Origin of the sequence: Stenotrophomonas aracearum (genome assembly GCF_031834615.1) — a bacterium.
GTDB classification, from domain to species: domain Bacteria; phylum Pseudomonadota; class Gammaproteobacteria; order Xanthomonadales; family Xanthomonadaceae; genus Stenotrophomonas; species Stenotrophomonas aracearum.
Map to the genome: position 1 here is coordinate 541534 of NZ_CP115543.1, position 14453 is coordinate 555986.

At 68.2% G+C, this 14453-nt stretch carries 15 protein-coding genes; 8 read left to right on the forward strand and 7 right to left on the reverse strand.

What is annotated here, in order from left to right; all coding sequences use genetic code 11:
- Nucleotides 1-32 precede the first annotated feature (32 nt).
- On the reverse strand, nt 33-458 hold the full coding sequence (locus PDM28_RS02445; protein ID WP_311183701.1) for a hypothetical protein: 426 nt from the start codon (nt 456-458) through the stop codon (nt 33-35).
- Between the two features lie 111 nt (nt 459-569).
- On the opposite strand from PDM28_RS02445, the gene PDM28_RS02450 reads away from it, so the two are divergent.
- Nucleotides 570-911 carry a hypothetical protein gene (locus PDM28_RS02450; protein ID WP_253256747.1) on the forward strand — a complete coding sequence of 114 codons (342 nt, stop codon included), beginning with the start codon at nt 570-572 and terminating at the stop codon, nt 909-911.
- Nucleotides 912-1086: 175 nt separating this feature from the next.
- Here PDM28_RS02450 and dmeF read toward each other — a convergent pair whose 3' ends face one another.
- The gene (dmeF, locus tag PDM28_RS02455) at nt 1087-2142 is read right to left on the reverse strand and encodes a CDF family Co(II)/Ni(II) efflux transporter DmeF (RefSeq protein ID WP_311183702.1); all 1056 of its coding nucleotides are present in this window, start codon (nt 2140-2142) and stop codon (nt 1087-1089) included.
- A gap of 51 nt (nt 2143-2193) precedes the next feature.
- Here dmeF and PDM28_RS02460 point away from each other — a divergent pair, with 51 nt between their 5' ends.
- Entirely contained in the window at nt 2194-2469 is a 276-nt protein-coding gene (locus PDM28_RS02460) for a metal-sensing transcriptional repressor (protein WP_311183703.1), read from the forward strand.
- A gap of 94 nt (nt 2470-2563) precedes the next feature.
- On the opposite strand, the gene PDM28_RS02465 is transcribed toward PDM28_RS02460, so the two are convergent.
- The 3 genes from PDM28_RS02465 to PDM28_RS02475 all read right to left on the reverse strand — a co-directional run bounded on the left by PDM28_RS02465 (nt 2564) and on the right by PDM28_RS02475 (nt 6515).
- A complete protein-coding gene (locus PDM28_RS02465) occupies nt 2564-2935 on the reverse strand; it encodes a MerC family mercury resistance protein (protein ID WP_311183704.1) in 372 nt (123 codons plus the stop codon).
- Nucleotides 2936-3127: 192 nt separating this feature from the next.
- Nucleotides 3128-4738 (reverse strand): ABC-F family ATP-binding cassette domain-containing protein, encoded by a 1611-nt coding sequence (locus PDM28_RS02470; protein ID WP_311183705.1) that lies wholly within the window; start codon nt 4736-4738, stop codon nt 3128-3130.
- A gap of 175 nt (nt 4739-4913) precedes the next feature.
- Nucleotides 4914-6515 carry an EAL domain-containing protein gene (locus PDM28_RS02475; RefSeq protein WP_311183706.1) on the reverse strand — a complete coding sequence of 534 codons (1602 nt, stop codon included), beginning with the start codon at nt 6513-6515 and terminating at the stop codon, nt 4914-4916.
- A 197-nt stretch (nt 6516-6712) separates the two neighbouring features.
- Between PDM28_RS02475 and PDM28_RS02480 the strand changes: the two genes are divergently transcribed.
- The gene (locus PDM28_RS02480) at nt 6713-7486 is read left to right on the forward strand and encodes a lytic transglycosylase domain-containing protein (RefSeq protein WP_311183707.1); all 774 of its coding nucleotides are present in this window, start codon (nt 6713-6715) and stop codon (nt 7484-7486) included.
- Between the two features lie 15 nt (nt 7487-7501).
- On the opposite strand, the gene PDM28_RS02485 is transcribed toward PDM28_RS02480, so the two are convergent.
- Nucleotides 7502-9010: a tetratricopeptide repeat protein gene (locus PDM28_RS02485; RefSeq protein ID WP_311183708.1), complete on the reverse strand. Its 1509-nt coding sequence runs from the start codon at nt 9008-9010 to the stop codon at nt 7502-7504.
- A gap of 142 nt (nt 9011-9152) precedes the next feature.
- Between PDM28_RS02485 and PDM28_RS02490 the strand changes: the two genes are divergently transcribed.
- Nucleotides 9153-11237 (forward strand): gluconolaconase, encoded by a 2085-nt coding sequence (locus tag PDM28_RS02490; RefSeq protein ID WP_311183709.1) that lies wholly within the window; start codon nt 9153-9155, stop codon nt 11235-11237.
- A gap of 9 nt (nt 11238-11246) precedes the next feature.
- Here the strand turns inward: PDM28_RS02490 and PDM28_RS02495 are convergent, their stop codons facing one another.
- Entirely contained in the window at nt 11247-11621 is a 375-nt protein-coding gene (locus PDM28_RS02495; protein ID WP_311183710.1) for a YciI family protein, read from the reverse strand.
- 213 nt (nt 11622-11834) lie between these two features.
- Between PDM28_RS02495 and PDM28_RS02500 the strand changes: the two genes are divergently transcribed.
- From PDM28_RS02500 to PDM28_RS02515, 4 genes are read left to right on the forward strand one after another with little or no spacing between them, the layout of a single operon-like run.
- Nucleotides 11835-12254 (forward strand): YciI family protein, encoded by a 420-nt coding sequence (locus PDM28_RS02500; RefSeq protein WP_070208768.1) that lies wholly within the window; start codon nt 11835-11837, stop codon nt 12252-12254.
- A gap of 27 nt (nt 12255-12281) precedes the next feature.
- Nucleotides 12282-12707 (forward strand): VOC family protein, encoded by a 426-nt coding sequence (locus PDM28_RS02505; RefSeq protein ID WP_311183711.1) that lies wholly within the window; start codon nt 12282-12284, stop codon nt 12705-12707.
- A gap of 16 nt (nt 12708-12723) precedes the next feature.
- Nucleotides 12724-13131, forward strand: a complete 408-nt coding sequence (locus PDM28_RS02510; RefSeq protein ID WP_311183712.1) for a VOC family protein — start codon at nt 12724-12726, stop codon at nt 13129-13131.
- 57 nt (nt 13132-13188) lie between these two features.
- Complete coding sequence (locus PDM28_RS02515) at nt 13189-14442, forward strand: RNA polymerase sigma factor (RefSeq protein WP_311183713.1); 1254 nt, start codon at nt 13189-13191, stop codon at nt 14440-14442.
- Nucleotides 14443-14453: the final 11 nt, after the last annotated feature.

Below are 14453 nucleotides of genomic sequence, written 5' to 3' on the forward strand. Positions count from 1 at the left end.
ATCGCCTTACGGGTGCGCCAGCGATGCGGCGCTTAGGGGCAGTTGACCTGGAACACCGGGCCGGCACCAATGAGGACCAGCGCCATGTAGTCGCTGTCCTTGTCCTTGCCCTTCAGTGTGGCGCCGGGGTTGAAGTGGAAAATGCCGAAGCCGCCCGTGGGGCGCACCAGCGCCTTGTCGATCTGGTCGGCATCGTCCTTGAAGAAGTGCGCGATGTCGGCGCGCGAAGAGACCTGCAATGGGGTGCTGTCGCGCTGCCATTGCTCGTCACGGTTGAAAGAGACGAAATACTGGCCGGCCTCCTGTTCGATGCGGAATTCGGCCGGTTTGCGTGGATGGGTGGAGAAGCAGCCCAGCATGGGGTCGGACGAGAACGTGCCGGGGCTGGTGTCGCGGTTGCCGCAGGCGGTTAGTAGCAGGGCGCCGGGCAGCAGGAGTAGCAACGGTAGTTTGCGCATTTCGGATCCCCCCTTGGGACAGGTATGGGGTCATGGTGCACCTGTTCCCGGTGAGGGGATGTGCACGGGCGCTGATGGTGTACGGTTGAGCCATCACACGGAGCACGTCCCATGTCAGAGCACGGCGCAACGCCGCTATCGAATTCCGCCGCCCGACAACCCACCGTTGTCCACCGGCGCTGGCCGCTGCTGGGGGCGCTCAGTTGGCTGGTGGCGCCAGTTCTGTTGTTGGCCGCTTATGCGGCCGCGCAGGCTTCCCCGGAGGTGGCGCGGTTCCTGGTCGGGAGTGCCGGGGTTGCCGTGGGGGTGCTGGCGTCGTCGGTGCTGGGGTTGCTCTGCACCATTGGGTCGCGGGTTCGTGGGGAGCGCTGGCCGTGGGTGGGTATCGTCGGCGCGGTTATCAGCGCGCTGCCGTTGCTGTTGTTCCTGGCGGGGATGTTGTTCCGGTTCTGAGGCGCACGACCGGGCAAAGCTCGGCGCAACCTTGGGGTTCGCTGGCGCTGCTCAGCCAGGCAGGGCCTGGCTCTACCGCGGGGGGGTGTGGCGCTGCTCAGCCGGGCAGAGCCCGGCTCTACGCCGTAGCGCCGGGCTCTGGCCGGCTGCTCTTGGCGCGATGCATCATTTCGCGTCAGGCGATAAGCGGGCGGTGCAGCTCGACCGTTATGTGAACCAGCTCTTCGTGCACGGACAGGGCTTCGCGCAGCTGATCGGGCGTGACGTCTGAGTCGGTCACCACGCTCGCTACTACTGCGTACTTGCCGCGCCCTACCTGCCACACGTGCAGGTCTGCGAGGTGCGCGGCCCACGGGCCTTCTTCGATCACTTCGCGTACTTCCTCCACTACCGGAGCGTCCATCTCGGCGTCGAGCAGGATGCGGCCGGTGTCGCGCAGCAGGCCGATCGCCCACACGGTGACCAGTACGGCACCTACCAGACCCATCAGCGGGTCCAGCCATGCGGCGCCCCAGAGTTTGCCGCCGATCAGCGCGACGATGGCGAGGACGGAGGTGGCGGCGTCGGCGATGACGTGCAGGTAGGCCGAGCGCAGGTTGAGGTCTGTGGCGTGGGCGTGGCCGGTTTGGGACGCGTGATCGTGATCGTGTGCGCCGTGATCTGCGTGGTCATGAGCGTGCCCGTGCCCGTGACCGTGACCGTGACTGTGCCCGTGACTGTGTCCATGACCATGACCATGACCATGACCATGACCGTGGCCATGCCCATGCCCCTCACTGTCATGCAGCCACCACGCGCAGATCAGGTTCACCACCAGGCCGACGACAGCAATGGCGATGGCCTGGTTGTAATGGATGCTGCTGGGCGAGAACAGGCGTTCGATGGATTGCACGGCCATCAGGAGCGCCACGCCGAGCAGGGCGATGGCGCTGGTGTAGCCGCCGAGGATTTCGATCTTCCAGGTGCCGAAGGCGAAGCGGCCGTCGTGCGCGTAGCGGCGTGCGCAGGCGTAGGCGAATGCGGCCATGCCCAGGGCAAGGGCGTGCGAGCTCATGTGCCAGCCGTCGGCGAGCACGGCCATGGAGTTGAACCACCAGCCGCCGACGATCTCGACCACCATCATCACGGTGGTGAGGTACAGGGCCTGGCGGGTGCGGCGTTCGGCCAGCGGGTTGCCGTCGTCGAAACGGTGGCTGTGGCGGCGGGCGTCTGCGGTTGCGGCGAGGGACATGGGGGAACTGAGCCTTGGAAGATACCCCCATAGGGTATATGCTTTGACCCCATGGCGCATGTTCAATCACAACGTAAGGCTCTGCTGGCACGCGTGCGGCGGATGGCGGGGCAGGTGTCTGCCCTTGAGACGTCGTTGCAGTCAGAGGAGGCCGATTGCACGGACGTGCTGATGCAGGCTTCGGCGGTGCGCGGTGCAGCGCACGCGCTGCTGATGGCGCTGCTGGATGACCACCTGCAGGCGCACGTGGTGTCGCCGGAGGACCCGGAAGAGCGGGCGGCGGAAGCGCAGGTATTGGTGAAGTTGTTGCGGGCCTACGGGCGGTGACACAAGGCCGGGGGTAGAGCCGGGCCTTGCCCGGCTGGGCCTCAGCCATTAGATCCCGATGGCACGAGGGCTGCGGCGCAGCAAGGCGCGCCGCTCAATGCCGGTGGCGGCGCCAGGCATTCCAGATGTGGGTGCTGGCGAGCAGCAGACTGCCGGCCACGGTCATGGGGGTTTCGGCCTCGTGGCTGGGCCATCCGGCAGCGCCGGCCAGGAGCAACAGCAGACCCAAGGCCGCACTGACGAGCGCCAAGCCCGGCAACGGATGCTGGACGTGCGCACGCCACAGCGCGAAACCGGTGGTCGGCGCGGCGATGGCGACGAACACGATGTGCACCCATTCGGCTTCGGCCCACACACCCATCAGTGGCAAGGCGGCTGCCAGCAAGGGCAGGGCCAGGCAATGCAGCAGGCACAGGCTCGAAAGGGCAATGGCGCCTGCGTCGAGCAGCGCGGAACTTGGCTTCATGGGCGTGGGGGCCTGGAGCAGATGGTGTTATACAGTAACATTTAATGCCGGCTGATGCACGGCCGGCCACGGCTGATTTGAAGCCTGGGGTGGAACGCTGCGGGTCATGTGCGACCCGCAGGTGCAACCTGCAACACGCCTGCGGTCTGTATCCCTCACCATCGACCATCGACCATCGACCATCGACTTGGCCTATAGAAGCTTCAGCTCCCACCCCTCGTCCGTCGCGTCCAGCTGGTGGGTCAGCTGCACCGCATCCAGCAGCGCCTGGTCGTGCGACACGATCACCACGCTGCCCCGGTACTGGCTGAGCATGTGCTCCAGCGCGGCAAGCGATGCCAGGTCCAGGTGGTTGCCGGGTTCGTCCAGCAGCAGCAACTGCGGTGGTACTTCGGCATGCAGCACCGCGCCGAGTGCGGCCTTCATGCGTTCACCTCCGCTAAGCGTGGCCAGCGGGCGCAGGCTGCGTTCGGCGTCCAGCCCGAGCAGGGCCAGCTGGGTGCGCAGGGTGGCGTCGCTGGCCTGCGGGTTCGCGCGCTGGAGCAGTTGCAGCGCCGAGTCCTGCGCGGGCAGCGCTGACAGGGTCTGGTCGAGCAGGGCGGTTCCCGCTGCGCGCTTCACCTCGCCTGCCAGTGGTTCCAGCTCACCCGCCAACACGCGCAACAACGTGGATTTGCCGCTGCCGTTGCGACCGCGCACGCCGATGCGGTTTCCGCGCTGCAGGTACAGGTCGATGTGCTGCCAGCGTGGTTCCACCCACGGCAGGATCACGCCAGAGAGCGACGCCACCTGCTGTGGGCCCGGAGTGGCGAGCGATGGGCCGAGCATGGCGACCTGCGTGGCCACGTCCACCTCCGCAGCGGCTTCGCGCACGCGGCTGTCGGCAGCGGCGCGTCGTTCGGCGTGCTGCGCCTGCAGGCGGCCCGCACTGTTCTCGGCGCGGTTCTTCATGCCGCCCAGCAGGATCGGTGCCTGGTTGGCGGTGCGTGCGTCGCGCTGCGCGCGCGATTGGCGGTGCTCCTGGCGCTCGCGCTGTTCGCGCAATGCGTTCTGCTCCTGCCGCCGCTCGCGCTTGCGCAGCGCCAGCTGCGCTTCGGCAGTGGCCAGTTCGTCCTGGCGCTGCGCGGCGTAATGGTCGTAGTTGCCACCGTAGCTGCGCAGCCCGCTGGGGCTGAGTTCGACAACGCGCTGCATCTGCCGCAGCAGGGCGCGGTCGTGGCTGATCACGATCAGGCCGCCACGCCACTGCGCCAGGGCGTCGATCAGGCGCGTACGGTGCGCGCTGTCGAGGTGGTTGCTGGGTTCGTCCAGCACCAGTGCGTCAGCGTCAGACAACAGGGCGCCCGCCAGTGCCACTTGCATGGCCTGGCCACCGCTGAGCCGGGATGCCGGCGCGGCCGGGTCCAGCGTAGGCAATCCAAGCCGCTGCCATTGCGCCTGCAACTGTTCGCGAAGGGTCCAGCGCTCACCGACCACGGCGAAATCATCCGGGTCCACGCTACCGGCTTCAATGCGGTCCAGTGCGTCCAGCACCGGCGCAACACCTGCGAGGTCGGCGATGCGGCCGGGTTGCACGCCACTGTGCTGTGCAAGCAGGTGCACGTTGCCGAGGCGCTGGATGTGCCCGCTGCTGGGCGAAAGCTCGCCGGCCAGCAGCCTCCCGAGCACGCTCTTGCCCACGCCATTGCGACCGACCAGACCGGTCGGGGTGGTGTCGAACGAAGCGGAAAGTTCGGAGAAGAGCACCCGGCCGTCGGGCAGGGTGAGTGTCACGCGGTCGAGCGTGAGGGCGAATGCGGTCATGCGACCTCCAGGAATGCCAAGGACTCCCCCTGCGGACAGGGCGGGAAGGAGACTGGCCGTCAGACGACGGCGGCATTACTGGCGCATGCAGGCACACCTCATTACAGGGACGGCTGGCTACCGCGTGGCCATTATAGGCACCCGCCGACGGGGGCCGATGAATGCCGGCACAGCGCTACTCGCGAAGGGTGTTGGGGTTCTGCATGTCTTCGGGCGCCTCACCGTACTGGCTCCGGCGGTGCTCGTGGTAGGCGATGAACTCCGCCGCCGGCAGGGGGCGCGAGAACAGCCAGCCCTGGCCGAATTCAACCTGGCGCGATTGCAGGTAGGCCAGCTGCGCGGAGGTTTCGATGCCCTCGGCCACGGTGAACAGCCCCAGCGTGCGGGCCATGTCGATGATGTGCGAGGTGACCGGGCTGGTGGCGCTGTGGGTGCCGATCGAGTCGATGAACGACTTGTCGATCTTCAGCGCATCCAGCGGCAGCTGCTGCAGGTACTGCAGGCTGGAATAGCCGACCCCGAAGTCGTCGATGGCCACGCAGTGCCCGGCCCGGCGCGCGGCGGCCAGCGAGGTGCGTGCCGCCTGGATGTCGAGGATGCCGCGCTCGGTGGCTTCCAGCCAGATCTGCTGCGGGTGGATGCCGGTGCCGATCAGTTTGCCGGTAAGTACCTTCAACGCACGCCCGCTGCTGACATCGCCGGCAGAGAGATTGATGGCGATGTGTGCGCTGCGGTCATGGATGAGCAGCTCGCGCATGTCGCCGAGCACCAGGTCCATGACGTGGTCGGTGAGCGGTTCGATCAGGCCGGTTTCTTCGGCCACCGGAATGAACAGGTCTGGCCGTACCTGGGTGCCGTCGGCGCGCGTCCAGCGCACCAATGCTTCGGCGCCGACGCAGATGCCGGTGTCCAGTTCGATGATGGGCTGGTAGTGCATGCGGAACTCGCGGCGGCGCACGGCAGTGGCCAGTTCGCTGCGCAGCGACAGGCGCCGGCGCGAGAGCCAGATGCCGCCGGCGACGGCAAGCAACGCACCCACCGCGCCCAGCGGCAGCAGCTGCCAGAACTGCTGCTGGAGGGCGGCGAGCAGGCCGGTGCGGGGGGCGATGGCGATTGCCAGCCATTCCTGGTCCTGCGCGGTGGCATGCAGGGTGCGTGGGGTGTGGCCGCTGTGCGGCTCGCGCAGCAGGCGCTGCAGCAGCTCCGGGTCGCCGATGGGCTGCTGCGCGATCAGGCGGCCGTCGGGGGTGGCTACGGCCAGGCGGACGTTGGGCTCGGCGATGACATCGATGAACCGCTCCGGGTCCATCAGGATGTCGTGGCCGCCCAGCTGCACCGACAGCAGGGTGCCGGCCCCGTCGCCGGCCGCCGGACGCACGCCGAGGGTGATGGCGGCGCCGTCGGCGGTGATGTGGTCGGGGGTGGGCTCGGGCACCAGTTCGTCGGCCGCTCCCCAGGAGGTGCAGCGCAGGCGGCCTTCGGAGAAGTAGCCCACCTGCTCGGCCGAGGTGGTGGCCAGTGCCAGGCTGCGCATCAGCCGGATGTGTTCGGGCGAGCAGGCCGGCAGGGCCGACTGGTTGAGCTTGCGCAGGGCCAGCAGGCCGCCTTCATAGGCGCGGTGCGCGCGCTGCAGGGTGCGCTCGGCGGTGCGCTCCAGGCGGTCGGCTTCGGCCACCTGGGCACGGCTCCAGCTCACGTAGAGCAGCGCGGCCATCGGCAGGATGGCCCCGAGCACGGCGGCTAGCGCAATGGCGGCGATGGTGCTGACGCGCTTCAAGCGGACCTCTCTGCCGGTTCGGGCGTGGGAATGAGCGCTATATGACCACCTGGCCCCGTGGTTTGAAACAGGGCTTTCCGCACAATCCTGTCGGGTTTTCCCCAGTGTCGATATCAGTCCGCCGAGGCCGGGTGAAGCCGACACGCCCTGGCGGGTTCACCTGCGGTTCGCGCCCCCGGCAGGATGATCGCGCCACCATGAAGCCCCTCCTGCCCGTCGCGTTGGCCCTGATGCCGCTGCTGATGCCCGGTACGGCGGCGGCGCGCACAGTCTATCGCTGCGTGCAGAACAACACTGTGAGCCTGGCCACGGCGCCCGAGCCGGGCTCGAAGTGCAAGGCACAGCAGGTGGATGACAACGCGGTGCAGGCCCCCAACCTGTGGGGCAACATGGGGGTGTTCAGCGGCACCCTGTACGAGCGGGAGCAGGACGGGCAGCTGGTGTATTCCACCCGCAACCTGCCCGGTTCGCGGGTATTCCTGAAGTTCACCGTGGCTACGCCGCCCGGCGAACCGGCGCACGAAGGCATGGGCAAAATCGGCAAACCGCAGCTCAACCGCCACGCCAAGCAGTTCAAGGCGGCGGCGCGTGCGACCGGCGTGGACGACGCCTGGCTGCGTGCGATCGCGCATGCGGAAAGCAACTTCGATGCCGGCGCGGTGTCGCCGAAGGGCGCACAGGGCGTGATGCAGCTGATGCCCGACACCGCCACCGAACTGGGCGTTTCAGACCCGCTGTCGGCCGAGCAGTCGATCAACGGCGGCGCGCGTTACCTGAAGGCACTGCTGGCGCGCTACAAGGGCGACCGTACGCTGGCGGCGGCGGCTTACAACGCCGGCATCGGTGCGGTGACGCGCTACAAGGGCGTACCACCGTACGCCGAAACGATGGCGTACGTGGAGAAGGTAAGCACGTTGTACGCACGCTATCGCGAAGCAATGGGCTTCAAGCCGGAGACCCCGGCGCGCTGAGTCGCGCCGGCCGGATCAGTAAGAGAACAGCGGATAGGTGGCGATGCGCCCGACCTTGGCTACCGCGGCCTGCACGTCGGCACGCTTCTCCATCTGCTCCCAACGCTCGTGATAATCGCGTTCGCCTTCCAGCACCGGGCCTTCGCGCATGTCCTGCAGTTCAAGCAGGATCTGGCCGCGCTCCAGCGGGTCGGCCAGCTGCGCGATCACGACCTGCGCCGCTTCGTCCATGCGGTTGTCGGTAAGCAGGGCGTCGCGGTACTGGCCGGGCGCTTCGGTGCGGTTGGCCTCCAGCACGGTCCACGCGCGCTGCGCAGCGGTGTCGTCCTTCAACTGCCGCGCGGTCATCAGCGAGACCAGCGCGTGGCTGCTGACGCCGTACGCACTCAGGTTGGCGTCGTCCGTCTCGCGCAGCACCTCACGCGCCATCATCGGCCGATGCAGCGACATGTACAGCGCGGCCAGGTTGAGCTTCTGGCTGACCGTGTCGCTGCCTTCCGCCATGCGCACCGCGATCAGCTGGTTGGCCACGGCGCGGTCGTTCTGGCCCAGCCGCCGAAGCGCACGGCTGCGGGTGTCCAGCATCCAGCCGATGGCGAAGGCCTGCTCCTGCGGCGCCTGGGTGGCCGCGTTGGCAGCGGCGGCGATCTGGTCGGTCATGCCGACCACGTCGCCCAGGTCGCCGGCAATCATCAAGGCGGTGGCGAGTTCCACGGCGGTTTCGTTGAGGCCGGGCCGCAGCATGGTCTCCACGCGCAGCCGGTCGATCTGCCGGCGCGCGGCGGCCACCGGCTCATAGCGGGTATCGTCGGGTTGCAGGTACGGGTCGAAGCGCTTGTCGCTGCGCAGCCGCACCAGCGCGATGGGGGCGTCGATGCGCTCCAGCGTGGCCGGCACTTTGTCGCCGTGGCCGGCCTCGACCTGCAGCGTGGCGAGGATGACCCACAGTTCCACCGGCTCGACGCCGTCGTTCTTCCAGTGGCTGTCGAACAGGGCCTGCAGCAGCGCCAGGCGCTTTTCGGGCAGGTCCTTCAGCCCGGTGTCCAGCTGCCAGACCATCTCGGTGGTGATGTCCGGTGAGTCCTCGCTGTCGGCCGCACCGAGGATGACGCTGTCGGCGGCGGCAACGGTCTGCTGGGCATGCAGCTGGAACCACGCCAGGCGCAGGCGCGCGTACGCGTTGTGCGGATTGATCGCCAGTGCCTGCTGCAGGCGCTGGGTGGCCAGGGCGAAATCCTTCTGCTCGGCCGCCACCATCGCCGCCGAGGCCCACACATGGCTGCGGCCGTCCACCGCCAGCGAGGCCAGGCGCGGGTCGGCGAGCAGGCGCTCGAACACGATGGACGCGCCCAGGGTGTCGCCGCGCTCGGCCTGCTGGATGGCTTCGCCGACCTCCATGTAGAAGGCGCGGTCGCCTTCGGGTACCGGGGCGGTGGCATCCACGCTCGCTGCAGCGGTGGCCGCCAGCGGGGCAGCACACAGCGACAGCATCAGGGCGAGGGCAATGCCGGTGCGGCAGGTCATGCGGAGCGTCCTTCCTTGGCGTGGCCCTTGATTGAAACCGGAACGCGGGTTCCAGACAAGTCGCGGCACGTACACGCGGGGTTTGCACGCGCGCCTGCACCGGCTAAGGTCATGGCCCGAACGGCAGCAGGCAAGGATCGCGATGACGCGTGCACGATGGACGATGGCGGTGCTGGTCGCCGTAATGGTGGCGGCTGCGCTGGCCTGGACCTTCCTGCGCACGCCGGCCGAACCGACGCCTCCGCCCGGCCCGGCGGCGACCGTACTGGGCTGGACGCCTGACATCGCGCTGCTGGCCGGTGACGGTGTCGGCGGCATGCGCGACGGCGCAGGCGCGCAGGCGCGTTTCGCCGATCCCTATGGCCTGGCGCTCGACGCGCAGGGCGTGCTGTACGTGGCCGACGGCGGCGACAACAACCGCATCCGCCGCGTGTATCCGGATGGTAGGGTGGACACGCTGGCCGGGCAGGGCGAGGGTTGGCGCGACGGTCCGGCGCAGCAGGCCCAGTTCAATACGCCATCGTCGATCGCGCTGGATGTAGCCGGCAACGTGTTCGTGGCCGACACCGGCAACCACGTGATCCGCCGGATCGACATCGATGGCAACGTCACTACGATTGCGGGCGATGGCACGGCGGGATACCTGGACGGCCCGGCCGCGCAGGCGCGCTTCGATGGCCCGATGGGCGTGGCGGTGGACGCTGTGGGCCGCGTGTATGTGGCCGATACCTGGAATGACCGGATCCGCGTGATCGAGCCCGATGGCCAGGTGCGCACGCTGGCCGGCGGTGACGCGCCGGGCAACGTGGACGGCGCCGGCGTCGGCGCACGCCTGGACACCCCGGTGGCGCTGGCGCTGGATGGCCACGGCAACCTGCTGGTCGCCGACATGCTCAACAACGCCGTACGCCGGCTGGCGCCGGACGGCACGGTGGACACGCTGCTGGCCGACGGCAGCCTGCTCAACGGACCGATGGCGCTGGCGGTCACCCATGACAACGTGGTGTACATCAGCGACTTCGACGGCAAAGTGGTGCAGCTCACGGCACAGGGCCACGTGTTGGCGCTGGGCGGGATGGCACCGCAGCCGCGCTTCTCGCGGCCGGCCGGGCTGGCGCTGGATGCAGACGGTGGGCTGTACCTGTCCGACGCGGCGTCGTACCGCGTGCACCGGGTGCGCGCGCTGGCCGCCGGGGCGACCCCGGCACCGTCGCTGATCGGGCCGGCCGCCGATGCGCCACTGCCCGACACGGGCGGACGCTGGCCGCTCGCACCGCAACTGGGCTGGCATGAAGTAGTAGGCACGCTGGGCGAGGTGCGCGGCAACTTCAGCGGCGAAAGCCGGCACCACCTGCACGATGGTTTCGATATCCGCGGTGACGTGGGCCAGACCGTGCTGGCGATTGCCGATGGCAAGGTCAGCAGCCCGTTTTCGAGCTGGTCGGTCGGCGGCCAAGGCGAGGGGTTCTCGTTGGACCGGCTGCGCTACATCCACATGAAGGTGGGCCGCGATGCGCGCGACCGTCCGCTCGATGCGCGCTGGCCGCAGCTGCGCGACCTGGATGGCAAGCTGGAGCGGGTACGGGTGCGGCGGGGGACGCGGTTCCAGGCGGGCGAGCCGCTGGGCAGCATCAACCGCATGGCGCACGTGCACTTGAGCGTGGGCGCCAGTGGCTTCCAGCGCAATGCAGTGGCGCTGGGCTTCGTGGACTACGCCGACAGTTTTGCACCGCGCATCACCGAGGTGGCGTTGCTGGACGATAGGGAGCAGCCGATCAAGACAGGTCCGAATGGCCGCGTGGAGGTGCCGCGCCAGGGCCCGGGCGTGCAGATCGTGGTGGAGGCGTGGGACCAGGTGGACAACAACCTGCCGCGTCGGCGGTTGGGGGCGTACCAGGTGGGGTATCAGATCCTGGATGCGGTTGGCACGCCGCTGGCGGGCTACGAGCAGCCGCGTTTCAACATCGTGTTCAACCGCATGCCGCGCGAGAACAGCGCCACGGTGGTGGCGTATGCGCCGGACAGCGGGATCACGGTGCATGGCAGCGCGGTGACGCGCTTCCGGTACCTGGTGACCAACATCGTGCGCGATGGGTTGGTGGAAACCGGGCGGTGGCAGCCGGATGCGTTGCCGGCGGGCGATTACATCATTCGTGCGAGTGCGCGCGATTACAGCGGGAATGAAGCCGTGGGCGTGCGCGAGTTGAAGGTCACATTGTTGCCGTGACCGGCAACGTCACGCGCCTACTCGCTCGCGCTCAACATTCATGTCCTCCACCGGGCGTACTTCGATGCTGCCGTAGCGCGACCACGGGAACTGCTGGGCGATGCGCATGGCGTCTTCGTGGTTCGGCGCGTTGATCAGGTTGAAGCCGGCCAGCAGTTCGCGGGTTTCGGCGAAGGGACCGTCGGTGATGCGTGCCTGCGCATCGCGCGTACGCAGTGTGCGTGCCTGGTTGACCGGCTCGAGCCGCTGCGACAGCACCAGCGTGCCTTCGGCCTCGAGCTTGTCGGCGTGCTGGATGCAGCCGCGCATCACCCGGTCGTACTCGTCGGCCGGCAGGTCCTGGATCAGGGTCGGGTCGATATAGATCAGCAGCAGGTATTGCATGGCGGCGACCTCGGTGCGGGGGAGCGGCCATGATGCCCCAGCCGGCGCGACAGTCCTGTTGCAGTGCAGCGCCCACGGCCTGTTCAGGGGCTGTATCCGACACGGCGTGGCGGCCTTGGAATATTTGTTTGGCGACCGTGTCGATTTCCGGTCCACTGGGGCGTCGTAACCAGTGAAGGGCCCGCCAACCGGGCCGGCATCGAGGACAGACCAATGAAAGTCATGGTGATCGTGAAGGCAACCGAGGCCACCGAGGCCGGGCAGCTGCCGACCGAAGCGCAGTTCAAGGCGATGGGCGACTTCAACGAGGAGCTCATCAACGCCGGCATCATGCTGGCCGGCGACGGCCTGCGCCCCAGCTCGCATGGCCGCCGGGTGGCCTACACCGGTGCCGCCCCGCAGGTCATCGACGGCCCGTTCGCCGAAACCCGCGAGCTGGTGGCCGGGTTCTGGCTGTGGCAGGTGCGTTCGGTGGACGAAGCCACCGAGTGGCTCAAGCGCGCCCCGTTCCTGCCCGGCGACGTGGTCGAGATCCGTCCGTTCTACACCGAGGAAGATTTCGGTGAAGCCTTCACCCCGGAATTACGTGCACAGGAACAGCGTTTGCGCGAGCAGATCGGCCAGGCCGACTGACCCACCCCCGACCCTTTGGAGAGTCTCATGAAACTGATTCCGTTCCTCGGCTTCAACGGCAAGACCCACGAAGCGATGGCGTTCTACGCCCAGGCCCTGGGTGGCAAGGTCACCTCGGAAATGAAGTACAGCGACATGCCGCCCAGCGACAACATGGAAGGCTGCGGCGACAACCCGGGTCCGAGCGATCCGAACCTGATCGCGCACAGCCAGCTGGAGGTGGGCGACGCGATCCTGATGGCCGCGGATGGCCCGGGCTCCGGCGACAACGGCAGCACCACCATCAACGTGGATGTGGAAACCGAAGCGGAAGCCGAGCGCGTGTTCAAGGCGCTGGCTGAAGGCGGCAAGATCACCTTCCCGATCGGCGAAACCTTCTGGGCCAAGCGCTGGGGCATGCTGGAAGACAAGTACGGCAAGCCGTGGATGGTCAACTGCATGAAAGCCCCCTGATCGCAAGGAGCACACGATGAGCGATGCACCGCAGATGATCTTCGTCAATCTCCCGGTCAAGGACCTGGAGAGGAGCAAGACCTTTTTCGCCGCACTGGGCTTCACCCCCAACCTGACCTACACCGATGACAAGGCGGCGTCCTTCAACATCAGCGACACCATCATGCTGATGCTGCTGAAGGAGGACTTCTTCGCCACCTTCATCAACCGGCCGATCGGTGATGCGCACAAACAGGCGCAGGTGATCCTGGCGCTGTCCTCGCCCAGCCGCGCCGCCGTGGACGCCACCGTGGAGAAGGCCAAGGCCGCGGGCGGCACCGAGCCGACCGAGGCGCGCGACTACGGTTTCATGTACCAGCGCAGCTTCGCCGATCCGGACGGCCACCTCTGGGAAGTGGCGCACATGGACGGTGAACCCGGCTGATGCCCGCTGCCGCGCCGCACCTTGTGCGGCGCGGTGGGCGATGCTCTCATTCGCCGCATGGATGCAGCCCTCGCGCAACGACTGGATACCCTCTGGCGGATGGAGTCGCCGGCCCTGATCGCACGCCTGGCGCGGATGCTGGGGGGCGACATCGGGCGTGCCGAAGAACTGGCCCAGGACACCTGGCTGGCCGCGCTGGAGCGTTGGCCCACGCAGGGCGTTCCGGACAATCCGGGAGCGTGGTTGATGACCACCGCACGCAATCGCGCCATCGACGTGCTGCGCCAGCACCAGCGCGTGGCCGGCCAGCATGCGCAGTGGGGAACGGAACTGGAGCCGCAACCGCTGCCGTTGCCCGACGACAGCGACGCACTGCAGGACGACATCGGCGATGACCTGCTGCGGCTGATGTTCGTGGCCTGCCACCCGGTGCTGTCGGCCGATGCACGGGTGGCACTCACCCTGCGCCTGCTCGGTGGACTGACCACCGACGAGATCGCGCGCGCGTTCCTGCAGCCCGAACCGACCATCGCCCAGCGCATCGTGCGCGCCAAGCGCACGCTGGCAGCCAAGCAGGTGCCGTTCGAAGTGCCGCGCCAGGCCGCGTTGCCGGAACGGCTGGGCTCGGTGCTGGCGGTGGTGTACCTGATCTTCAACGAAGGCTATGCGGCCAGCAGTGGCGATGACTGGATGCGGCCGGCGCTGTGCGAGGAGGCGCTGCGGCTGGGCCGCGTGCTGCAGCAGCGCCTGCCAACATGGCCGCAGGTGCATGGGCTGCTGGCGCTGATGGAGCTGCAGGCCTCGCGCGCGGCGGCGCGGGTGGACGCGCACGGCAACCCGATCCTGCTGCCCGAGCAGGACCGCACCCGCTGGGACCACCTGCAGGTGGCGCGCGGCCAGGCCGCGTTACGCCAAGCGCTTGCGCTGGGTGGGGCGGATGACGGCTATGTGCTGCAGGCCGCGATTGCCGACTGCCATGCACGCGCACGTCGCGCGGAGCAGACCGACTGGGCACGCATGGCCGCGTTGTATGCGCGGCTGGCGCAGGTGCAGCCGTCGCCGGTGGTCGAACTCAACCGCGCGGTGGCGGTGTCGCGCGCGGAAGGCGCCGCCGCGGCATGGCCGCTGGTGGAAGCGCTGGCCGAGGACCCGCGGTTGCAGGAGTACGCGCCGCTGGCGGCGGTACAGGGTGACCTTTTGTCGCAGATGGGCCGGAATGAGGAAGCTGCGGAAGCCTTTGCGCGCGCGGCGCGGCTTACGCCCAATGCCCGGGAACGGGCGCTTCTGCAGGCACGAGCGGGTTCCCACTGATCCGCTTGACT